Annotated in this window: 2 protein-coding genes; both read left to right on the top strand. The window is 73.9% G+C overall.

The annotated features are described in order from the left end of the window. Positions 1 to 115: 115 nt before the first annotated feature. Positions 116 to 13,741 carry a type I polyketide synthase gene (locus HUT19_RS44095; protein ID WP_217712322.1) on the top strand — a complete coding sequence of 4,542 codons (13,626 nt, stop codon included), beginning with the start codon at positions 116 to 118 and terminating at the stop codon, positions 13,739 to 13,741. A gap of 32 nt (positions 13,742 to 13,773) precedes the next feature. Then, a complete protein-coding gene (locus tag HUT19_RS36355) occupies positions 13,774 to 25,197 on the top strand; it encodes a type I polyketide synthase (protein ID WP_176184836.1) in 11,424 nt (3,807 codons plus the stop codon). Positions 25,198 to 25,214 lie beyond the last annotated feature (17 nt).

The raw sequence follows: 25,214 nt of genomic DNA, 5'->3' as shown, positions 1-25,214 counted from the left end.
CAAAAATCTGCTGCACAATTGCAGGGTTTCTTCTCATGAGTGCCCGCCGTCCATTGCCCCCCGTTGGAATCGGGGTGGCTTGGCATGCCTCATCACCTTTCAGCCAGGGGGCTCCATGCATGTCACTGATCTACTGAACGGCGATGCGCTCACCGTGGTCGGGGTGGCTCGCCGCAGTCCTGATCAGCGGGGGCCGGACGCGGCCCGCACCCCGGCGGAGCGCGGACCGTTCCGTGCGGTGTGCGGAGCCGAACCGGACCCCGGACATCTGCTCCTCCTGGAGACGGTGTGGGCGGCCGTGGAGGACGCGGGACTGGCTCCCGGCCAACTTCCTTGCCCCGTGGGGATGTTCGCCGCCGGTGACGCGGGATCCGCCGATGACGTGGCCCGCGCCGACGAGCCCGCACGGGTGCTCGGCCTCACCGGACCACGGTGGACCGGCGCGGATCCGGTGACCGCCGCCGTCGGGAGTTTACGTCGAGGGAATTGCGGCCTCGCCCTCGCGGTGGCCGTGGACTCCACGGCGGGGGCGGTGGCCGCGCTGCTCTCGGTGTCCTCGGGTACGGAGGGCCACGGTGGTTCGGATGACCGAAGCGGCGAGGGGCACGACGAGGGCTGGGACGACGGCTACGGGGACAGCCCTGACGAGGACCCCGACGACTGCCCGGACAACGGATGTGCGGAGGGCTGCGGTGCGGGTGACGTGGCGGATTTCGGCTATCCGGGTGCCCTCTCCCCCGGGGTGACCACCCGGGTGTGGGACGTGGTCGAGGCCGCGCTGCGGGGCGGACGCCCCGTGCTTCAGCGAGCCGGGGGCGGTTCCGGGCCGGACACCTCGTCGGACGACGCGGCGGACAGCGGACCGGAAGGCGGACCGGCCGACGACGGACCGGCCGACGACGGACAGCCGGTCGTTCTGCCGCTGTCCGCGCACAGCCCGGACGCGCTCCGGGCCATGGCCCGCGAACTGCGGACCCACCTCGACGTACATCCCGGACTGCCGCTGGCGGACATCGCGTACTCGCTCGCCACCACCAGGGCGGCGCTGCCCCACCGGGCCGTGCTCGTCGGCCACGACCGCGACCGGCTCGCCGCCGAACTCGACCGGCTGGCGCAGGGGGCCTTCTGGCCGGGGCTGGTGCACGGTACGGCGGGCCACCGGTGCCGTACGGCTTTCGTCTTCCCCGGACAGGGCCCGCAGTGGCCGGACATGGCCCGGGAACTGCTCGCCACTTCGGCGGTGTTCCGGGAGCGGTTGCACCGGTGCGCCGACGCCCTCACCCCGTACGTCGACTGGCCGGTGATGGCCGTCCTGCGCAACGCGCCGGACGGCCCCGCCCTGAGCCGCCCGGAGGTGGCTCAGCCCGCGCTGTGGGCGGTGATGGTGGCGCTGTCGGAGATGTGGCGGTCCTACGGTGTGACCCCGGACGCGGTGCTGGGCGCCAGCGCGGGTGAGATCGTCGCGGCCACGGTGGCCGGTGCGCTGTCGCTCGACGACGGGGCGCGGGCCGTGGCGCTGTTCAGCCGGGCGCAGGTGGGGCTGGTGGGTCGGGGGGTCATGCTGTCGGTGATGGCGCCCGCCGACACCGTACGGCCCCGGCTGGCCCGGTTCGGCGGTGAACTCGAGCTCACGGCCGTCTACGCACCCCACTCGGTGGTGGTCTCCGGCCCCGAGGACGCCGTGGCGCGGCTGCACACCGAACTCGTGGCCGACGGGGTGCGTACCTGGCGGATCGCGCTCGGGCTCGCGGGGCACAGCCGCCAGGTCGATCCGGTGCTCGGGCGGCTGGGCGCCGATCTCGCGTCCATCAGGCCCCGGCCGACCGATGTGGCCTGCTACTCCTCGGCCACCGGTGGCAGGGTCGATCCACTCGCGCTCACCGGGGACTTCTGGTGCCGGGCGCTGCGTACCCCGGTGGACTTCGAGGGCGCCACCCGCGCGCTGCTCGACTCCGGACACGGTGTGCTGCTCGAGGTCAGCCCGCATCCCGTCCTCACCCACGCGCTGGAGGAGACGGCGGAGGACGCACGCCCCGGGGCCCTGGTGGCCGGCACCCTGCGGCGTGGTCAGGGCGGAGCGCGCCGGGTGCTCACCTCGCTCGCCCAGCTGTACGCGCACGGGGTGAACCCGGAGTGGGGCGGGGTGTTCGGGGAGGGTGCGTTCGGGGGCCGTGCGGTGCGACGGGTACCGCTACCCACCTATCCGTTCCGTACCGGCCCCGCTCGCGAATGCCCGGCCGACGCCCCGGTCTCCACCCGGGACCGGCTCGCTTCCCGTCCGGCGGCCGAACGGTTCGACGAGCTGCTGGACCTGGTCCAGGCCCAGATCGCCGCGGTGCTCGACCGGGACCCAGCGCATCCGGTCGACGAGCGGACACCGCTGTTCGAGCTGGGCGTGGACTCGGTCGGCGGGGTGGAGCTGCGCGCACTGCTCAACGCGGCCACCGGTCTGACGCTTCCGGTGACAACCGTGTTCAACCACCCGACGGTGACCGCGCTCGCCGATTGTCTCGACCGTGCCATCACCGGCGGTTCCACGGGGGACGGCGACGCGCTGTCGCCGACCGTCGCCGCGGAGGACACCGAGCCCATCGCGATCGTGGCGATGAGCTGCCGACTGCCGGGCGGGGTGCGCAGCCCGGAGGAGCTGTGGGATCTGGTGTCCTCGGGCGGGGAGGTGCTGGGCCCCTTCCCCACCGACCGGGGCTGGCGGATCGAGGAGCTGTACGACCCGGAGCCCGGCCGCCCCGGTCGCTGCTATCAGCGCCAGGCGGGCTTCCTCAGCGATGCCGACCGGTTCGACGCGGGCTTCTTCGGGATCTCGCCACGTGAGGCGCTGGCGATGGACCCGCAGCAGCGGCTGCTGCTGGAGATCTCCTGGGAGGCCGTGGAACGGGCGGGGATCGATCCGACGACCCTGCGCGGCAGCCGGGCCGGGGTGTTCATCGGCGCCATCGCCCAGGACTACGGGCCCCGTCTCCATGAGGCACCGGCCGATCTGGAGGGGCATCTGCTCACCGGCAACACCGTCAGTGTGGCGTCGGGCCGGATCGCCTACACCCTCGGGCTGACCGGTCCGGCGCTCACGGTGGACACGGCGTGTTCGTCATCGCTGGTGGCACTGCATCTGGCCTGCCACTCTCTGCGCCGTGGCGAATGCTCGCTGGCGCTGGCGGGCGGGGTGACCGTGCTGTCCTCTCCGGGTCTGTTCATCGAGTTCAGCCGTCAGCGGGCGCTGTCGCCCGACGGCCGGTGCAAGGCGTTCTCGGACGACGCCGATGGATTCGGCCTCGCGGAAGGCGCGGGGATGGTGGTGGTGGAGCGGCTGTCCGACGCGCAGCGGCTGGGCCACCCCGTACTCGCCGTCATCCGCGGCAGCGCCATCAACCAGGACGGCGCCTCCAACGGACTCACCGCACCCCACGGCCCCGCCCAACAAACCGTCATCACCCAAGCACTCACCAACGCCGGACTCACCCCCGCCGACATCCACTACGTCGAAGCACACGGCACCGGCACCACCCTCGGCGACCCCATCGAAGCCCAAGCACTCCACACCACCTACGGACCCCACCACACCCCACACCAACCCCTCCACCTCGGCTCCCTCAAAACCAACATCGGCCACACCCAAGCCGCCGCAGGCATCGCCGCCCTCATCAAAACCATCCTCGCCATCAACCACCACACCCTCCCCCGAACACTCCACATCAACCACCCCACACCCCACACCAACTGGACCAGCCAAACCATCCAACTCCTCACCCAACCCCAACCCTGGCCCCACCCCCACCAACCCCACCGCGCCGCCATCTCCTCCTTCGGCGTCAGCGGCACCAACGCCCACACCATCATCGAACAAGCCCCACCCCCACCCACCACCGAAACCCCCGAAACTCCCGAAACCACCGAAACCCCCGCACCCACCACCACCCCCTGCGTCCTCACCGCCAAAACACCCACCGCACTCACCGCCCAGGCACACCAACTCCACACCCACCTGCTCACCAGGCCCGAGTTGGCCATCACGGACATCGGCCATTCCCTGGTGACGACCCGTTCGGCCTTCGAGCACCGCGCGGTGGTCATCGGCGCCGACCGGGACGAGCTGCTCGACGGCCTCATGGCCCTGGCCGACGGCATTCCGGCGGCCGATGTGGTGACGGGCCGGGTCGCCGACGGTGCCAGGAAGGTCGTGTTCGTCTTTCCCGGCCAGGGCTCGCAGTGGCCGGGGATGGGTGCGGAACTGTGGGAGGCGTCACCGGTGTTCCGTACGGAGCTGCGGGCGTGCGCTGACGCCCTGGCACCGTACGTCGACTGGTCGGTGGTGGACGTGGTGCGGGGGCTGCCCGGTGGGGCGTCCATGGACCGGGTGGATGTGGTGCAGCCCGCGCTGTGGGCGGTGATGGTGTCCCTGGCGGCGGTGTGGCGCTCGGCGGGCGTGCGTCCGCGAGCGGTGGTGGGACACAGCCAGGGCGAGATCGCGGCGGCCTGTGTGGCGGGCGCGCTGTCCCTCGCCGACGGGGCCCGGTCGGTGGCGCTGCGCTCCCGGGCGCTGACCGCCCTGGCGGGCACCGGTGCGATGGTTTCCGTCGCCCTGCCGGTGACCCGGGTCCGGGAGCGGCTTACGGACTGGGACGGCCGGGTCTCCGTGGCGGCCGTCAACGGCCCCGCGTCGGTGGTCGTCGCGGGCGACCCCGATGCCCTGGACGCGCTGGTCGAGTCGTGTGCCGCCGATGGCGTGGACACCCGGCGGCTTCCGGTGGACTACGCCTCGCACTCACGCCATGTGGAGAGGGTGCGCGAGGAGTTGCTGAACGCACTGGCGGGGATCAGGCCCGGCCCGGTGAAGGTGCCGATGCTGTCGACCGTCTCCGGCCGCCAAGTGTCCGGACCGGAGCTGGACGCCGGGTACTGGTACCGCAATCTGCGGGAGACGGTGGAGTTCGAGCGGGCCGTCACCGAGCTGGTCGGATCGGGCCACCGGAGCTTCGTCGAGGTCAGCCCGCATCCGGTGCTGACCGTGGGAATCCGGGCCACGGTGGAGACGCTCGCCACCGACATCGCCGTGGTGGGCACACTGCGCCGCGACGACGGTGGTACGGCCCGGCTGACCACCTCGATGGCGGAGGCGTACGTCCACGGTGTGCCGGTGGACTGGACGCCGTCGTTTCCGGACGCCTCCCGGGTGGATCTGCCGACCTATCCGTTCGAGGGGCGGCGCTACTGGATCGAGCGGCCCTCCCCCGGCGCCGATACACCGTCCCGTCCGCGGGACGCGGCCGACGACGCGTTCTGGTCCGCCGTCGAACGGGAGGACATGGCGGCGGTGGCCACGGCGCTGGGCACCCCCGCCGACGATGCGCTCGCCACGCTGCTGCCGACGCTGGCCGACTGGCGACGGCGGCGGAACGATCGGGCGGCGGTCGAGTCCTGGCGCTATCGCGTCGTCTGGCGGCCGGTCGACACACCGGCCGGACGCGAGTTGACCGGCCACTGGTTGCTGCTGGTTCCGGCGGACGCGGACGGGCCAACGGCCGCATGGTCCGAGGCCGCCATCGAGGCGCTGCGCCGCCACGGGGCGTCCCTCGTGACCGTCGGCTGCGCCGGCACCGGCCGGGCCGCGCTCACCGAGCGGCTGAGCCGGGCCATTGGCGGTCCCATGCTCACGGGGGTGCTGTCGCTGCTGGCACTGGACGAGCGTCCCGACCCCGAAGAACATCCCTCCCTGGTACGAGGGTTGGCCGCCACGTCGGCTCTCGTCGGCGCACTCGGCGACGCGGGGATCGACGCACCGCTGTGGCTGGCCACCCGGAGTGCGGTGGCCGTCGGCCGGTCCGATCGCATGACGACCCCCGCGCAGACCCAGGTGTGGGGGCTCGGCCTGGTGGCGGGGCTGGAACACCCCGGCCGATGGGGCGGGCTCGTCGATCTGCCCGAGGTGGCCGATCGCCGGGCCGCGGACCGGCTGGCCGCGGTGCTCGCCGGAATCGGCGACGAGGACCAGCTCGCCATCCGTCCCTCGGGGGTGTCGGTTCGGCGGCTTGTGCCCGCGCCGCTCACCGGCTCCGGATGCGTACCCGAGTGGCGTCCGCGCGGCACGGTGCTGATCACCGGTGGCACCGGTGCGGTGGGCGGCCATGTGGCCCGGTGGCTGGCCGCACGTGGTGCGGAGCGTCTGGTGCTCGTCAGCAGGCGTGGTCCGGACGCGGCCGGTGTCGATGAGCTGGCGCGGGAGTTGTCCGCGCTCGGTGCCCGGGTGACGGTGGCCGCCTGCGACATCGCCGACCGCGCGGCGCTCGCCGATCTGCTGGAGCGGCTGGATGCGCAGGGCTCGCCCGTCCGTTCGGTGTTCCACGCGGCCGGTGTCGGACCGTCACTGCCGCTTGCCGACACCGGTCCGGCCGAACTGGCCGAGGTGCTCGACGCGAAGGCCATGGGCGCCGCTCATCTGGACGCGTTGCTGGAGGGCCGGGAGCTCGACGCGTTTGTGCTGTTCTCGTCGGCGTCGGCCGTGTGGGGTAGCGCCGGGCTCGGTGCCTACGGGGCGGCCAACGCCTTTCTCGACGGGCTCGCCGAGCGGCGCAGGGCACGCGGGCTGCCCGGGTGTTCGGTCGCCTGGGGCAGTTGGGACGGCGGTGGCATGACGGACGGAGCCACCCGTGGGTGGTTGCGGCGGATCGGGCTGCGGCCGATGGCTCCGGAGCGTGCGGTGGCCGCTCTCGGCGCCGCGCTGGGCGGCGGCGAGACCACGGTGGCGGTGGCCGATGTGGACTGGGCACGGTTCGCGGCGGCGTACACCGCGAGCCGGCCGCGTCCGCTGATCGGTGACATCCCGGACGTGGCGCGTCTGACGGCCCTGGGTGCGGCGCCGGGGACGGGCCGCGGTACGGACCCGGTGTCCGGCGGTCGGTCCGGACTCGCCGAGCGGCTGGCCGGGTTACCCGAGGCCGAGCGGCACGGGGTGGTGCTCGAGCTGGTGCGGGCGCATTCCGCGGCCGTGCTGGGACTGTCGGGGGCCGGGGAGATCGCCGCTGACCGGCCCTTCCGTGAGCTGGGGTTCGACTCGCTCATCGCGGTGGAGCTGCGCAAACGGCTGGGCGACTCCACCGGCCTGGCGCTGCCCAGCACGGTGGTGTTCGACCATCCGACGCCCCGGGAGCTCGCCCGCCATCTGCGGGCGGGGATGCTGGACGACCTCCCGGACGAGACCCGGCCCGCCGCGTCCGCCACGTCCGCCCCGTCGAATGTGGCGACGGACGCGGACGAGCCGATCGCCGTGGTGGCCATGGCCTGCCGCTACCCGGGCGGCGTGCGCGGCCCTGACGACCTGTGGGAACTGCTGCTCGCCGAGCGGGATGTGATCGGGCCGTTCCCCACCGACCGGGGCTGGGACATCGACCGGCTGTACGAGGAGGACGCCGAAGCGGTCGGCCACAGCACCACGGCCGAGGGCGGTTTCCTGTACGACGCGGGCGACTTCGACGCGGACTTCTTCGGTATCTCGCCCCGTGAGGCGCTGGCGATGGACCCACAGCAGCGGCAGGTGCTGGAGCTGTCCTGGGAGGTGCTGGAGCGGGCGGGCATCGATCCCGGGGCGATGCGGGAGAGCGCGACCGGGGTGTTCATCGGCGCCTCGCCGCAGGGGTACGCGGGCACCCTGGAGCAGTCCGCGCTGGGCACGGAGGGCTATCGGCTCACCGGTGACGCGCTGAGTGTGGTGTCCGGGCGGGTGGCCTACGTACTGGGTCTGCGTGGACCGGCGATGACGGTGGACACGGCGTGTTCGTCCTCGCTGGTGGCACTGCATCTGGCCTGCTCCGCGCTGTCGCGGGGCGAGTGCTCGGCGGCGCTGGCGGGCGGGGCGGCGGTGATGGTGGCGCCCACGTCGTTCGCCGAGTTCAGCCGTCAGGGCGGGCTGGCGCCCGATGGCCGCTGCAAGCCGTTCGCCGACGCGGCCGACGGCACCGGCTGGGGCGAGGGCGCCGGAATGCTGCTGCTGGAGCGGGTCTCCGACGCACGGCGCCACGGCCACCCCGTTCTGGCGCTGGTACGGGCCACCGCGGTCAACCAGGACGGTGCGTCCAACGGCCTCACCGCGCCCAGCGGACCGGCGCAGCGACGGGTGATCCGTCAGGCGCTCGACGGCGCGGGGGTGTCCGGGGCGGAGGTGGACGCGGTGGAGGCCCACGGTACGGGTACCACACTGGGCGATCCGATCGAGGCACGGGCGCTGCTCGCCACCTACGGGCAGGGCCGGGAGGACGGCGGTCCGCTGTGGCTGGGGTCGCTGAAGTCCAACATCGGCCACACACAGGCGGCGGCCGGTATCGGTGGTGTCATCAAGATGGTGCTGGCGATGCGGCACGGCGTCCTGCCGAGGACACTGCATGTGGACCGGCCGTCGTCCCATGTGGACTGGTCCTCGGGGGCGGTGCGGCTGCTGACCGAGGCCCGGCCGTGGCCCGAGAGCGGACGTCCGCGCCGGGCGGGGGTGTCCTCCTTCGGGGTCAGCGGTACCAATGGCCACGTCATCCTGGAGCAGGCCGATCCCGCCGACACCGTCCCGCTCGAGCCCTCTGAGGGGGCCGAGGACACGGTCGTGGGGTGGGTGATGTCCGCACGGAACGCGGAGGCGCTGCGCGCACAGGCCGGGCGACTCCACGCATCGCTCAGCGCGCGTGTCGCCGGGTCCGAGCCGGACCCGGCGGACATCGCGTACTCCCTGGCCTCGGGCCGTGCGGCGCTGGAGCACCGGGCGGTGGCTCTCGGAGCGACGCGAGCCGAGCTGCTGGCCGGGGTGGGGGCGGTCGCCCACGGTACGGACATCCCCGCCGTACCGTGCGGCGTGGCCGACGGCGGGACACTGGCTCTGCTCTTCTCCGGACAGGGCTCGCAACATGTCGGCATGGGGCGGGAGTTGTACGGGCGGTACCCGGTCTTCGCGGACGCTCTCGACGCCGTCTTCGCGCATCTGGATCCCCTGCTGGACCGCCCGCTGCGCGAGGTGATGTTCGGCGAGGCCACCGCCCCGGCCACGTGCGGGGCGGTCGGTCCCGACACCGGCCTCGAGGACACCGGCCTCAGCGCCGACCTCCTGGACCGCACCGTCTTCACCCAGCCCGCGCTGTTCGCCCTGGAAGTGGCGCTGTTCCGGCTGTGGGAGTCCTGGGGGCTGCGGCCGGACGCGCTGGCCGGGCACTCCGTCGGCGAGCTGGCCGCCGTCCATGTGGCCGGGGTGCTCTCGCTCGCCGACGCGTGTGCCGTCGTGGCCGCGCGGGGTGCGCTCATGGAGGCGCTGCCGCCCGGCGGGGCGATGGTGGCGGTCCGGGCCACCGAGGACGAGGTCACCCCGCTGCTGTCCGGGCGGGTGGCCGTCGCCGCGGTCAACGGACCCATGTCCGTGGTGCTGTCCGGAGCCGAGACGGACGTCCTCGACGCGGCCGCCCAGTGGGAGCGGCAAGGCAGGAAGGTCACCCGGCTGCGCGGGGGCCATGCGTTCCACTCGCCGCTGATGGAACCGATGCTCTCGGACTTCCGGCAGGTGGTGGCGAAGGCGTCGTTCCACCCGCCCCGGATCCCGGTGGTGTCCACGCTGACCGGGCGGCCCGCCGGACCGGACGAGCTGTGCTCACCCGACTACTGGGTCCGCCACGCACGGGCCACCGTGCGGTTCGCCGACGGGGTCGGGGCGCTCGTGGCCCAGGGCGTGACCACGCTGCTGGAGGTCGGACCGGGCGGTGTGCTCACCGCGATGGGCCAGGAGTGTGCGCCCGACGCGTCCTTCCTGCCCTCGCTGCACCCCGACCGGCCGGAGGCGGCAGCCGTGACCACCGCCGCGGCACGGCTGTTCGCGCGGGGTACGGATCTGGACTGGCCCGCGTTCCTCGCAGGACGGTCCGGTCGGCGGACCGAGCTGCCGACCTACGCCTTCCAGCGGGATCGGTACTGGCTGAAGGCCGCCGTGGCGGACACTGCGGCCTCGGGGCTCGGGCTCACCCCCACCGGCCATCCGCTGCTGGGTGCGGCGGTCGCCCTGCCGGAGGGCGGCGGTGTGCTGTTCACCGGCAGGGTGTCGGTGCGTACGCATCCGTGGCTGGCCGACCATGTGGTGGGCGGCCGGACCCTGTTCCCCGGCACCGGCTTTGTGGAACTCGCGCTGCACGCCGCCCGGCATTGCGGGCTCGACCAGATCGAGGAGCTGACGCTACGGGTTCCGCTGGCGCTGCCTGAGCGGGGCGCGGTCGCGCTGCGGGTCACGGCCGGTGCCGAGACCGAGGGGCGCCGTTCCGTGGACATCCACGCACGTGCCGAGGACGCGGAGCGGGACGCGCCGTGGATCCACCATGCGAACGGCACTCTGAGCGCGGGCGATCAGCCGCCCGTGGAGCTGACCGCCTGGCCACCGCGCGGCGCGGTTCCGCTGGACGTCTCCGATGTGTACGACCGGGCCGCCGGACTGGGTTACACCTACGGTCCGGCCTTCCGGTCACTGCGGGCGGCGTGGCGCTGCGGTGACGACATGTGCGTCGAGGTCGCGCTGCCCGGTGCCGCAGACACCGGGGAGGGTGCGTTCGGCGTGCATCCGGCGCTGCTGGACGCGGCGTTGCACGCGCCGGTGCTGGCCGCCCTGGAGGAGGAGGGCGGCCGGGCCCGGCTGCCGCTCAGCTGGTCCGGCGTGCGGTTGTACGCCCCGGAGGGTGGTACGACCCTGAGGGTGCGCTGGTCGCCGAAGGGCCCCGGCGATATGGCCCTGTCCCTCGCGGACGGCCATGGGCGACCGGTGGCGGCGGTGGACTCGCTGGTGATGCGGCCGGTGGAGCTGGACCGGCCCACGGCGCCGGGCGATGTGACCGCCGATTCCCTGTTCGAGGTGGTGTGGTCACCGGTCCGCACCTCCGACGTCCCCTCGCCCGAGCGGCTGTTCGTGCTCGGCGCCGATGACCTCGGCCTCGCGGGTCCGGGACGTTCCGTCACCCCCGTCACGGACCTGGCCGAGCTGAAGGACGCTGACGGCTCCGGGGTGGTGCTTCTCGCGCCCTGCCCGGTGCGGTGTGACGAGGAAACACCCGCGGCGGTCCGCGCGGCCACCGCCTGGGCACTGGAGCTGGCGCGGTCGTGGTCCGCCGACGAACGGTTCACGACCGGCCGGCTGGTGTTCCTCACCCGCGGCGCGGTGCACACCGGGACGCCTGACCCGGCGCAGGCGGCCGTCTGGGGGCTGGTGCGTTCGGCGCAGGCCGAGCATCCGGGGCGTTTCACCCTGGTGGACCTCGACGACGCCCCGGCGTCCCATGAGGCGCTCCCCACCGCCCTCACCGCAAATGATCCCCAACTCGCCGCGCGCGACGGCGCCTTGGTGGCACCCCGGCTGAGCCGCGCGGACGGACGGGCCCCGCTGGCGGTGCCACCGGGAGCCGATACCTGGCGGCTGGACATTCCACACAAGGGCTCCCTGGACGAGCTCGCCCTCATCCCTCACCCGGAGGCCGAACGCCCCTTGGCGCCCGGTGAGGTACGTCTCGCCGTCCGCGCCGCCGGAATGAACTTCCGGGATGTGCTCATCGCCCTCGATTCCTACCCCGGGGACGCCCCGCTGGGCTGTGAAGCGGCCGGGGTGGTCACCGAGGTGGCCGCCGATGTCGCCGGACTCGCCGTGGGCGACCGGGTGATGGGCCTGGTCACCGGTGGTTTCGGGCCCCTCGCCGTGACCGACCACCGGCTGGTCACGCGGATGCCGGACGGCTGGTCGTTCGTACGGGCCGCGTCGGTGCCGGTGGCGTTCCTGACCGCGTACTACGCACTGCACGACCTCGCCCGGCTGCGCGGCGGCGAGTCGGTGCTCATCCACGCGGCGGCCGGCGGTGTCGGGATGGCGGCCGTCCAGCTCGCCCGCCACTGGGGCGCCGAGGTGTTCGCCACGGCCGGGCCCGGCAAGTGGCACGCGGTGCGGTCGGCCGGGGTGCCGGACACCCGACTGGCCTCCTCCCGGGACGTGGAGTTCGAGGACCGGTTCACCACGGCCACCGGAGGACGTGGAGTGGACGTGGTGCTGAACTCCCTGACCGGCGAGTTCATCGACGCCTCGCTGCGGTTGCTGCCCCGCGGCGGCCGGTTCGTGGAGATGGGCAAGGCCGACGTGCGCGAGCCCGGCGCCATCGCGGCCGCGCACCCCGGGGTCGGCTACGACACCTTCGATCTGAGCCGTCCCGGACCGGACCGGGTCCAGGAGATGCTGGCGGAACTGGTCGAGCTGTTCGCTCGAGGCGACCTGCGGCCCCTGCCCACACATACCTGGGACGTACGGCGCGCGCCGGAGGCGTTCCGCTTCCTGAGCCGGGCGCGGCATATCGGCAAGCTGGTGCTCTCCGTGCCCGCCCGCTTCGATCCCGAGCGTCCGGTCCTGGTCACCGGCGGTCTCGGCACCCTGGGGGCCACCGTGGCGCGCCATCTGGTCACCGGGTGGCACGCGCGGCGGCTGGTCCTCGTCGGCCGTCGTGGCCCCGAGACCGAGGGCGCGAAGGCCCTGCGGGACGAGCTGGCCGAGCACGGTGCCGAGGTGTCGGTGGTGGCGTGCGATGTGTCCGACCGGGAGGCGGTGGCGCGGCTGCTGGCGTCCCTGGACCGTCCGGTGGGCGCGGTCGTGCACACGGCCGGGGTGCTCGACGACGGTGTGCTCGGCTCACTGACGGCGGAACGCGTCGAGCGGGTGCTCGCACCGAAGGTCGACGGCGCGGCCCATCTGGACGAGCTGACACGGGAGTCGGACCTGTCGGCGTTCGTGGTGTTCTCGTCGGCCGCGGGAGTGATGGGAAGCGCCGGACAGGCCGGATACACGGCCGCGAACACCGCGCTGGACGCCCTCGTACAACGGCGGCGCGCGGCCGGTCTGCCCGGAGTTTCCCTGGCGTGGGGGCTGTGGGCGGAGGCGAGCGGGATGACCGCCGCGCTCGACGGGGCCGATCACGCCCGCTATCGGCGGTCCGGTATCGCCGCGCTGGCCACGCGGGACGCGCTCGCGCTGTTCGACGCGGCGATCGCCGACGGCAGGGAGCTGCTGGTGCCGCTCCGGCTGGATCCCGTGGCGCTGCGCGACCGGGCCACGGCGGGCACCCTCCCGCCGCTGCTGAGCGGCCCGGGCGTACGACTGCCCGCCGCCCGCCGTCCGGTGCGTGTGGCACCCGCCCCGGCCGCGAACCTGCGCGACACGGTGGCCGCGCTGCCCGTGGCAGAGCGCCACGACGCCGTGCTGGAGGCGGTGCGCGCCCAGGTGGCGGAGGTCCTCGGCCATTCCGGCACCGATCGGATCGATCCCGAACGGGCGCTGAGCGACCTCGGGTTCGGCTCGCTGACCTCCATCGAGCTGCGCAACCGGCTGAACACCGTGACGGGTCTGCGGCTGTCCGCCACCCTCGCGTTCGACCACCCCACGTCCACCGCCGTGGCCGCCCATCTACTCACCCAGTACGGCCTGGACGGGTCCGGTGACGGGCCGGACGATGTGCTCGACGGGATCGACCGGCTGGAAGCCGCCGTCCTCGGGCTCGCCGGGGACCCCACCCGCGACAGCGCCACCACCGACCGGATCGATACCCGGCTGCGCGCCCTGATGGCCCGGTGGGGCGGCGCCCTGCGCACCGGGCCGGAGCCGGAGGCCGAACACGATTTCGGCACCGCGACCGACAGCGAACTCTTCGACTTCCTCGACCAGGAACTCGAAGCCCAGGACCCCGACCAGTGACCGCGTCCCCCGCCACCAGGAAGAGTCGCCAGATGGAGAACGAGGAAAAGCTCCGCACCTACCTCAAGCGGGCGAGCACCGATCTGCGCACCGTCCGGCGGCGGCTGCGCGACGCCGAGGAACGGGAGCGGGAACCCATCGCCGTCGTCGGCATGGGCTGCCGGCTGCCCGGCGGTGTGATGTCGCCCGAGGACCTGTGGCGGCTGCTGATCGACGGTGTCGACGCGGTGAGCGAATTCCCCACCGACCGGGGCTGGGACCTCGAGGCCCTGTACGACCCGGACCCCGACCGGCCGGGCACCTCGTACACCCGCCACGGTGGTTTTCTGCGCGACGCCGCCGACTTCGACGCGGAGTTCTTCGGCATCACACCGCGCGAAGCGCTGGCGATGGACCCGCAGCAGCGGCTGCTGCTGGAAACCTCCTGGGAGGCGCTGGAGCGGGCCGGGATCGACCCGGCGCGGATCCGGGGCAGAGAGGCCGGGGTGTTCGTGGGCGTCATGTACAACGACTACGCGGCGCGGTTCGCCCGGGTGCCGGAGCACGTCGAAGGGTATCTGGCCAACGGAAGCGCGGGCAGTGTCGCCTCCGGTCGCATCGCCTACACCCTCGGGCTGACCGGTCCGGCGCTCACGGTGGACACGGCGTGTTCGTCATCGCTGGTGGCACTGCATCTGGCCTGCCACTCACTGCGCCGCGGCGAATGCTCGCTGGCGCTGGCCGGGGGTGCCACCTTCATGGCCACTCCCCGGACCTTCATCGAGACCAGCAGGCAGCGGGCGCTGGCCCCGGACGGGCGCTGCAAGGCGTTCGCGGAGGCGGCCGATGGCACCGGCTGGGGCGAGGGTGTGGGGATGGTGGTGGTGGAGCGGCTGTCCGACGCGCAGCGGCTGGGCCACCCCGTACTCGCCGTCATCCGCGGCAGCGCCATCAACCAGGACGGCGCCTCCAACGGACTCACCGCACCCCACGGCCCCGCCCAACAAACCGTCATCACCCAAGCACTCACCAACGCCGGACTCACCCCCGCCGACATCCACTACGTCGAAGCACACGGCACCGGCACCACCCTCGGCGACCCCATCGAAGCCCAAGCACTCCACACCACCTACGGACCCCACCACACCCCACACCAACCCCTCCACCTCGGCTCCCTCAAAACCAACATCGGCCACACCCAAGCCGCCGCAGGCATCGCCGCCCTCATCAAAACCATCCTCGCCATCAACCACCACACCCTCCCCCGAACACTCCACATCAACCACCCCACACCCCACACCAACTGGACCAGCCAAACCATCCAACTCCTCACCCAACCCCAACCCTGGCCCCACCCCCACCAACCCCACCGCGCCGCCATCTCCTCCTTCGGCGTCAGCGGCACCAACGCCCACACCATCATCGAACAAGCCCCACCCCCACCCACCACCGAAACCCCCGAAACCACCGAAACCCCCGCACCCACCACCACCCCCTGCGTCCTCACCGCCAAAACACCCACCGCACTCACCGCCCAGGCACACCAACTCCGCACCCATGTGACCTCCCACGGTGACATGACGCCACTGGACATCGGCTACTCGCTGGTGACGACCCGTTCGGCCTTCGAGCACCGCGCGGTAGTGGTGGCGGACGACATCGAAGGATTCACGGAGGGGCTGTCGGCGCTCGCCGAGGGCGTTCCCTCCCCCCGCGTGCTGTCCGGGGCGGTGGTCCCCGGCGGGCTGGGCATGGTGTTCTCGGGCCAGGGCGCGCAGCGGCTGGGCATGGGACGCGAGCTGTACGCCCGGTACCCCGCCTTCGCCACGGCGCTGGACGCCGTACTGGAGCTGCTGGACGGATCCGTACGCGAGGTGCTGTTCGGCGACGACGAGGAGGCGCTGCACCGGACCGGGTTCGCCCAGCCCGCGCTGTTCTCCGTCGAGGTGGCGCTGTTCCGGCTGCTGGAGTCGTGGGGGGTGCGGCCGGACGTCGTAACCGGGCATTCGGTCGGCGAGCTGGCCGCCGCGCATGTGGCGGGTGTGCTGTCGCTGGCGGACGCGTCGGCGGTGGTGTCCGCGCGGGGCAGGCTGATGCAGGCGCTGCCCGCGGGCGGGGCGATGGTGGCGGTACGGGCGTCCGAGGCCGAGGTGGCTTCCGAACTGCCCGACGGGGTCGGTGTCGCGGCGGTCAACGGGCCGCGGTCCGTGGTCCTCTCGGGCTCGGAGGCCGCGGTGGTCGCGCTGGCCGACACGTGGCGGAGCCGGGGCCGGGAGGTGTCCCGGCTGCGGGTCAGCCATGCCTTCCACTCACCGCTGATGGAGCCGATGCTGGAGGAGTTCCGGCAGGCGGTGGCCGGAATCGCGGTCTCCCCGCCGCAGATCGCGGGGGTTTCCACGCTCACCGGGCGGATCACCGCCCCGGAGCAGTGGGCGGACCCCGGCCACTGGGTGCGGCACGCACGGCAGCCGGTGCGGTTCGGGGACGCGGTGGCCACGATGGCCGAACAGGGAGTACGGACGTTCCTGGAGGTCGGGCCGGGTGCGGCGCTCTCCGCCCTGGGCCAGGAGGTGGCGTCCGAGGCGGTGTTCGTCCCCACCCTGCGCGATGAGCGGCCCGAGCCGTCGGCCCTGGCGACGGCGCTGGGGCAGCTGCACGTCCGCGGCGTGCCGGTCGACTGGGCCGCGTACTACACCGGGACCGGGGCGCGCCGGGTGGATCTGCCGACCTACGCCTTCCAGCGCCGCCGTTACTGGCTGGACGCCCCGATGGCGGCCGGGGACGTGGCCGCCGCCGGACTCGGCTCGGCGGATCACCCCCTGCTGGGCGCGGCGGTGGCGACCGCGGACACCGAGGGGTTCCTGTTCACCGCGCGCCTTTCGCTCGCCACCCACCCCTGGCTGGCCGGCCACGCCGTGTTCGGCACGGTCCTGCTGCCGGGTACGGCCTTTGTGGAGCTGGCCGTGCGCGCGGGCGACGGGGTCGGCTGCGCCGTGGTGGAGGAGCTGACGCTGGAGTCCCCGTTGGTGCTGCCCCAGCGGGGCGCCGTGCGACTGCAACTCGCGGTGGGCGCACCGGAGGAGGAGGGTCGCCGGAGGCTGTCCGTGTACGCACGGGCCGAGGAGGGGGACTCCGACGCTCCGTGGACCCGCCATGCCAGTGGTGTGCTGGGCGGGGACACCACACACCGGCCGTCCGCGATGGAGATGTGGCCGCCGGTCGATGCCCGGGCCGTCGATCTGGAGGGCTTCTACGAGCGCCGCAAGGAGGACGGGTTCGACTACGGCCCGGTCTTCCAGGGGCTGCGGGCCGTATGGCGGCGCGGTGACGAGGTGTTCGCCGAGGTGGCGTTGGAAGACGGCACCGAGGCGGGCGCGTTCGGGCTGCATCCGGCGCTCCTCGATGCGGCGCTGCATGCGATCGGCCTGGGTGCGGAGCGAGCGGTGGACGGCGCGCGGCTGCCCTTCGCCTGGTCGGGGGTTCGGCTGTACGCGTCGGGTGCGCGGACGGCACGGCTGCGGATCACCCCGGCGGGTCCGGACGGAGTGTCCCTGGAACTGGCCGATGCCACCGGTGCCCCGGTCGCATCGGTGGCGTCCCTGGTGCTGCGGCCGGTGTCGGCCGGACAGCTGACCGCATCGGACGGTGTGTGGGAGTCGTTGTTCCAGGTGGAGTGGGCGCCGGTGACGGTGTCCGCCGAAGGTGCCGCGTCGGTCGGGGAGTTCGGCGACCGGGCGGCGGTGGACGCCGTGGTGGCGGACGGCGGAGCGCTGCCGGAGGCGGTGGTCCTGCGCCGCTCCGCACCGGCTTCCGTCGAAGGCGCCGACGCGGTGCGTGCATCGGCGCGTTGGGCGCTGGACACGGTCCGGTGGTGGCTGGCGGACGAGCGGTTCGCCGGTGCGCGGCTGGCACTGGTGACACGGGGCGCGGTGGCGGTGTCCCCGGCGGAGGACGTTTCCGATCCGGCGGGCTCGGCGGTGTGGGGGCTGGTCCGGTCGGCGCAGTCGGAGAATCCCGGACGCCTTGTGCTGGTCGACGAGGACGGAGAGGGCTCCTCGCGCGCCGTTCTGCCGTCCGCGCTCGCTTCGGACGAACCGCAGCTGGCGGTGCGGTCCGGTGCGGTGTGTGCCCCGCGGCTCGCCCGGGTGCCCGCGCCGGAGGGACCGGCGGACACCCCGGCAGTCGGCTCCGGCCTCGATCTCGGCTCGGACTGGGTGCTGGTGACGGGTGGTACGGGTGGGCTGGGCGGCCTGGTGGCCCGGCATCTGGCGGAGGAACACGGGGCGCGTCGGCTGCTGCTGGTGAGCCGCCGTGGGGAGACCGCCCCGGGTGCGGCGGAGCTGCGTACGGAGCTGCGGGAGCTGGGGGCCGACGTGGCCGTGGTGGCGTGCGATGTGTCCGAACGGGACGCGGTCGCCGTCCTGTTGGCGCGCCATCCGGTGTCCGCCGTGGTGCACACCGCGGGTGTGCTGGACGACGGTGTCCTCGCGTCGCTGACACCGGAGCGGGTGGACGCGGTGCTGCGCCCGAAGGCGGACGCCGCCTGGCATCTGCACGAGCTGACCCGTGACCTCGGTCTCTCGGCCTTCGTGCTGTTCTCGTCGCTGTCCGGCACGCTCGGCTCACCCGGGCAGGCCAACTACGCGGCGGCCAACGCGTTCCTGGACGCGCTGGCCTGGCACCGGCGCGCCCTGGGGCTTCCGGCGGTGTCGCTCGCGTGGGGGCTGTGGGCGCAGGACGGTGGGATGACCGGCGGACTGGACGAGGGCGACCGGCGGCGGATGAGCCGGGCCGGGCTCGCCCCGCTGACGCCCGAGCGGGGGCTCGCCCTGTTCGACGCGGCGCACCGGGTGGATCGGGCCGTGCTGGTACCCGCCCGGCTGGATCTGCCGGCCGCGCACCGGGAGGCCCGGGTGCGGCCGGTGCCATCGCTTCTGCGGGGTCTGGTGCGGACGGCGCCCCGCCGGACGGTGGACCAGGGCGGGGCGGTGGACGACGGCGGTTCCGGGTTCGTGCGGAGGCTGGCCGCGCTGTCTCCCGGGGAACGCGCCCGTACGCTGCTGGAGCTGGTCACCGGGCGGGCGGCGGCTGTGGCGGGCCATGGCCCGGCCGGTGCGGTGGCGGCCGAACGCACCTTCCGGGAGGTCGGTTTCGACTCGCTCAGCGCGCTGGAGCTGCGCAACCAGCTCAGCGCGGCCACCGGGCTGCGGCTGCCGCCCACCCTCGTCTTCGACCACCCCACACCGGGCGCGCTCGCCCGCCATCTGGACGAGGAGATCGTGGGCGCCCCGGTGGCCCCCGTGGCCACCGCGGCGGTTGCGGTCGACGAGCCGATCGCCATCATCGGGATGAGCTGCCGCTATCCGGGTGGCGCCGGGTCCCCGGAGGAGTTGTGGCGGCTGGTGGCCGACGGGGTCGACGCCGTCGGCGGGTTCCCGGAGGACCGCGGCTGGGATGTGGCGAACCTGTACGACCCCGATCCCGACCGGCCCGGCACCTCGACGGTGCGGGAGGGCGGTTTCCTGTACGACGCGGCCGACTTCGACCCGCACTTCTTCGGCATCACCCCGCGTGAGGCGCTGGCGATCGATCCGCAGCAGCGGCTGCTGCTGGAGACCACCTGGGAGGCGTTCGAGAGGGCGGGGATCGACCCGACCGGGATGCGCGGCAGCCGGACCGGTGTGTTCGTCGGGGTGATGTACCACGACTACGCGTCCCGGCTGCACCACCGGATGCCCGAGGGGTTCGAGGGCCATCTCGGGGTGGGCAGCGCCGGAAGTGTGGCGTCCGGCCGGGTGTCCTACACCTTCGGTCTTGAGGGCCCGGCCGTCACGGTCGACACGGCGTGTTCGTCGTCGCTGGTGGCACTGCATCTGGCGGCGCAGGCGCTGCGCCGTGGTGAGTGTTCGCTCGCGCTGGCGGGCGGGGTGGCGGTGATGGCGGGCCCGGCCCCGTTCATCGAGTTCAGCAGGCAGCGCGGACTGGCGCCGGACGGCCGGTGCAAGGCGTTCTCCGACGGGGCCGATGGCACCGGCTGGAGCGAGGGCGCCGGAATGCTGCTGGTGGAGCGGCTGTCCGACGCACGGCGCAGCGGGCATCCGGTGCTGGCCGTGGTGCGGGGCAGCGCCGTCAACCAGGACGGTACGTCCAACGGTCTGACCGCGCCGAACGGCCCGTCGCAACAGCGGGTCATCCGGCAGGCGCTCGCCGACGCGAGGCTGGCCGAGGGCGAGGTGGACGCGGTCGAGGCGCACGGCACCGGCACCCGGCTGGGCGATCCGGTCGAGGCCCAGGCCCTGCTGGCCACCTACGGGCGGGGGCGTGACGCCGAACGGCCGCTGTGGCTGGGCTCGTTGAAGTCCAATGTGGGCCACACCCAGGCCGCGGCGGGGGTCGGCGGGATCATCAAGATGGTGATGGCGATGCGGCACGGTGTGCTGCCGCCGACCCTGCATGCGCGGGAGCCGTCGTCGCTGGTGGACTGGTCGGCCGGGACGGTGCGGCTGCTGGCGGAGGGGCGGCCATGGCCGGAGACCGCGCGCCCGCGCCGGGCGGGTGTGTCGTCGTTCGGGGTGAGCGGCACCAACGCCCACGTCATCGTGGAGCAGGGCACACCGGCCGGACCGGTGCGGCCCGCCGAGCCGCTGCCGGCGGTGCCGTGGGTGCTGTCCGGCCACTCAGGGGCCGCACTGCGCGGGCAGGCCGCACGGCTCCACGAGCATCTGCTGGCCCGGCCCGGACTGGACGCGGCCGAGGTGGGCCATGCGCTGATCGGCGGCCGGGCCGCCCTGGACCACCGGGCCGTGGTGGTCGCCGAGGACCGTGAGGCGATGCTCGGCGGACTGGCCGCGCTGGCGCGGGACGAGCAGGTGCCGTCGGTGGTGCGCGGGGTGGCGGGCCCGGATCCGCGGCCGGTGTTCGTCTTTCCCGGCCAGGGCTCCCAGTGGGTCGGTATGGGACGTGAACTCCTCGACGCCGAACCGGCGTTCGCCACGCGGATGGCGGAGTGCGCGGCGGCACTGGCACCCCATACGGACTGGTCGCTGCTCGATGTGGTGCGCGGCGCACCGGGTGCCCCGGGTCTTGACCGGGTGGATGTGGTGCAGCCCGCCCTGTGGGCGGTGATGGTGTCGCTGGCGGAGGTGTGGCGCGCGCACGGTGTGGTGCCCGCGGCGGTGGTGGGCCACTCCCAGGGGGAGATCGCCGCCGCCTGTGTGGCCGGTGCGCTGTCGCTCCAGGACGCCGCCTGGGTGGTGGCGCTGCGCTCCCGCGCCCTGCGGACGCTGGTCGGGCACGGCGGGATGGTCTCGCTGGTGGCGTCCGCGGAGGAGGCCGCCCGGCGGGTCGCGCGCTGGTCCGACCGGCTGTCGATCGCGGCCGTCAACGGACCGCGGACGGTGGTGGTGTCCGGGGAACCGGCCGCGCTGGAGGAGTTGCTGACCGCGGCCGAAGCGGAGGGAGTGAGGGCCCGCCGGGTGGCGGTCGACTACGCCTCGCACTCGGCGCAGGTGGCGGCCGTCGAGGCCGATCTCATCGAGACGCTGGGCGGTGTCCGGCCGGAGGTTCCGCGCGTGCCGTACTACTCGGCGCTGACCGGGGAACGGGTGGAAACCGCCTGTCTGGACGCCGGTTACTGGTACCGCAGTCTGCGCCACACCGTCGACTTCGAACGTGCCACCCGCGCCCTCGCGGAGGCAGGGCACCGGGTGTTCATCGAGGTCAGCCCGCATCCGACACTGGCTCTGCCGATCCAGGACACGGTGCGGGACACCGGTGGCGCGGCCCTGGGCACACTGCGCCGGGACGACGGGGGCCGTGCGCGGTTCCGGCTGTCCCTGGCCGAGGCGTACGTCCGTGGCGTACCGGTGGTCTGGGCGGAGCCCCCGTCCGGGGACCGGCCGGGGGTGGAGTTGCCCACGTATGCCTTCCAGCGGCAGCGGTACTGGCTGGAGGCGCCCCGGGTGCCGGTCGGCGAGGCGGCCGTGACGGAGCTGGGGCTGACGGCCGCCGCTCATCCGCTGCTGGGCGCGACGGTGGAACTGGCCGACGGGCGGGGGCTGGTGTGCACCGCCCGGCTGTCGTTGGCCACCCATCCCTGGCTCGCCGATCACACGGTCGGAGACACCGTACTGCTGCCGGGCACGGCCTTGGTGGAACTGGCCCTCGAGGCGGGCGAGTCGACGGGCTGCGACACGCTGGAGGAGCTGACGCTCACCGCGCCCCTGGCGCTGCCCGAGCACGGTGGGGTGCGGCTGCGGCTGACCCTGGCCGGGGACGATGGTTCCGGGCGCCGCGCGGTCACCGTGGACTCGCTTCCGGAGGGCCCGGGGGGCTCGTCCGTCCTGGACGGCACGGAGGAGTGGACCCGGCACGCGGTCGGTGTGCTGGCCGCGGGCGGCGGTACGGCACCGGACTCCGCTCCGGTCTGGCCACCGGCCGGGGCGGAGCCGCTGGACGTGGCCGGGGTCTACGACACGATGGCCGCCGCCGGGCTCGGTTACGGCCCCGCGTTCCAGGGGCTGCGCGCGGTGTGGCGCCACGGGGACGAGGTGCTGGCCGAGGTCGAACTCGCCGAGGAGCAGCGGGCCGGGGCCGACGCCTACGGCGTGCATCCGGCCCTGCTCGACGCCTGTCTGCACGCGATCGAACTCGGCGGACTCCTCGAGGACGCGGGGCGGGCCAGGCTGCCGTTCTCCTGGCGCGGGGTGCGGCGCCACGCCGTCGGCGCCGCCGTGGTACGGGTGCGGCTGGCCTCCGTCGGACCGGAGGCGGTCGCCCTGTCGCTGACGGATCCGGCGGGCGGTCCGGTGGCGTCCGTCGAGTCGCTGGTGCTGCGGCCGGTCGATGTCGGCCGGCTGGGAACGGGCCGTGGCGCACACGCCGATGCGCTCTTCCGGCTGGACTGGGTGGCCCGGCGGCCGATGTCCACCCCGGCCGCCGCGCCCCGCTGGGTGGTGGCCGGTCCGGACCACCTCGGACTGGGGTCCGCGTGTGCCGCCGGCGGCCCCGGCGTGGCCCACCGCCCCGATCTGGCCTCGGCCATCGGAGCGGGGGACGCGGCGCCCGATGCGGTGCTGATGTCGTACGGCGGCGCGCCCGGCACCGATCCGGCGGCCGCCGCCGGGGACGCCACGCTGGAGGTGCTGCGCCGGGCCCAGGAGTGGCTGTCCGACGAGCGGTTCGGCGGTGTTCCGCTGGTGGTGGTGACCCGGCGGGCGGTGGCGACCGGTCCGGAGGAGGACGTGTGCGATCTGGCGCGGGCCGCGGTGTGGGGGCTGATCCGGTCGGCCCAGACCGAGAACCCGGGCCGGTTCGTCCTGCTGGACATCGATGGATCCGCCGCCTCGTCCGCGGCGCTGCCGACTGCCCTGGCCGACGCGCTGGCCGGGGGTCAGCCCCAACTGGCCCTGCGCGAGGGCGAGGTACGGGTGCCACGGCTCGCGCGGGCCGATACGGCCCGGCACCCCGACCCGGGCACGGCCCTGCACCCCGGCCCGGGCACGGCCCGCTTCGCGCCCGGTGGCACCGTGCTGGTCACCGGCGCCACCGGGACGCTCGGCAGGCTCGTCGCCCGCCACCTGGTGACCGAACACGGTGTGGACCGGCTGCTGCTGGTCAGCCGGGGCGGACCGGTGGCGCCCGGCGCCGGGGCGCTGCGCGCCGAACTGACCGGGCTGGGCGCGGAGGTGACGCTCGCCGCCTGCGATGTGTCCGACCGTTCCGCGGTGGCCGCGCTGCTCGCCGACATCCCCGCGGCACATCCGCTCACCGGGGTCGTGCACACGGCCGGGGCGCTCGACGACGGGGTGATCGGCGCACTCGACGCGGAGCGGATGCGGCGGGTGCTGCGGCCCAAGGCCGACGCGGCCTGGCTGCTGCATGAACTGACCCTCGACACGGAGCTGTCGGCCTTCGTGCTGTTCTCCTCGGCGGCCGGTACGCTCGGCGGGCCCGGCCAGGGCAACTATGCGGCGGCCAACGCCTTCCTGGACGGGCTGGCCCAGCACCGCCGTTCGGCGGGCCTGCCCGCGGTGTCCCTGGCCTGGGGGCTGTGGGCGGACACCAGTGGGATGACGGGCGGGATGTCGGCCGCGGATGTGTCCCGACTGTCCCGCTCGGGGGTCGCCGCGCTGTCCGCGGCCGACGGGCTGGCCCTGTTCGACCTGGGCCTGGACGCACCGACGGCCGTGGTGGTGCCGATGCGGCTCAACGCGGCCGCGCTGCGCGCCGCCCCGGACACCGTGCCGGTGATGCTCCGCGGGCTGGTGCGGACACCGGTGAGGCAGGCGGCCCAGGCTGCGGCGACGGCCGCCGGTGGCGACACCGCCGGCCGGCTGGCCGGGCTCCCGGAGGCCGAGCGGGAGCGGGTGCTGACGAAGGTGGTGCGCGACCACGCGGCCGCCGTCCTCGGCTACGCGTCTCCCGACGAGCTCGACATGTCCGACGCCCAGGGCCAGTGGAGCTTCGACTCGCTGACCGCGTTGGAACTGCGCAACCGGCTGGCGGAGGCCACCGGGCTGAGCCTGGCCGCCACCATCGCCTTCGACCACCCCAGCGGGGAGGCGCTGTGCGCCCACCTGTGCGCCGAACTCGCCCTCGGCGACGAGGCCGCGGCCATCGCCCCCGAGGACACCCTGCGCGGGCTGTATCTCCAGGCGTGCCGGCTCGGCCGGTGGGTGGAGAGCGTGGAACTGCTGCGCGCGGCCGCGGTCCTGCGGCCCACGTTCACCGCGGCGGCCGAAGTGGCCACCCCTCCGCCCCCGGTGCGGCTGGCCACCGGAGGTGCCCCCGAACTGCTCTGCTTCCCCCCGCTGGTGGCCCCGTCCGGTCCGCACTTCTACACCCGCTTCGCCACGGTCTTCGGCGGCCGCCGGAAGGTGACCGTACTGCCCTATCCGGGGTTCCGCACCGGGGAGCCGCTGCCCGCCGGGGTGGAACAGGCGGTGGACTTCCAGGCCGAGACCGTACGCGCCCACACCGGCGGAGCACCGTTCGCCCTGGCCGGTTACTCCTCGGGCGGGCTGATGGCCAACGCGGTGGCGGCGCGCCTCGAACAGTGGGGTGTCCCGGTGGGCGCGGTGGTGCTGCTCGACACCTACCCGGTCACCGACCGGTTCGACGACCAGCTGTGGCCCGAGATCGTCGCCCGGGTCAACGCCGCCTCCCCGGAGGAGCTCGAGCTGCTGACCGGTGCCCAACTCACCGCCGAGGGATGTTACTTGCGCGCGTTCGAGAACTGGTGCCCGGTGCCGGTCAGCGCGCCCACCCTGCTGGTTCGCGCGGCCTATCCGCCCGGTGGAGCCACCGCCGCAACACCCGCCGAGGCGGCCGAGGGCGCCTGGCGGGCGACCTGGCCGCTGCCACATGTCCCCCTCGATGTGTCAGGAGACCACTTCACCATCATGGAAGACCACTCCGAGGCGACCGGCCGGGCCGTTCAGGACTGGCTCGTCGCACACGGGGACACGCTCCGGTGACCATCGTCACGACTCCG

This window comes from Streptomyces sp. NA02950, assembly GCF_013364155.1.
Lineage (GTDB): Bacteria > Actinomycetota > Actinomycetes > Streptomycetales > Streptomycetaceae > Streptomyces.
This window is presented reverse-complemented; position numbering and strand designations above follow the sequence as displayed.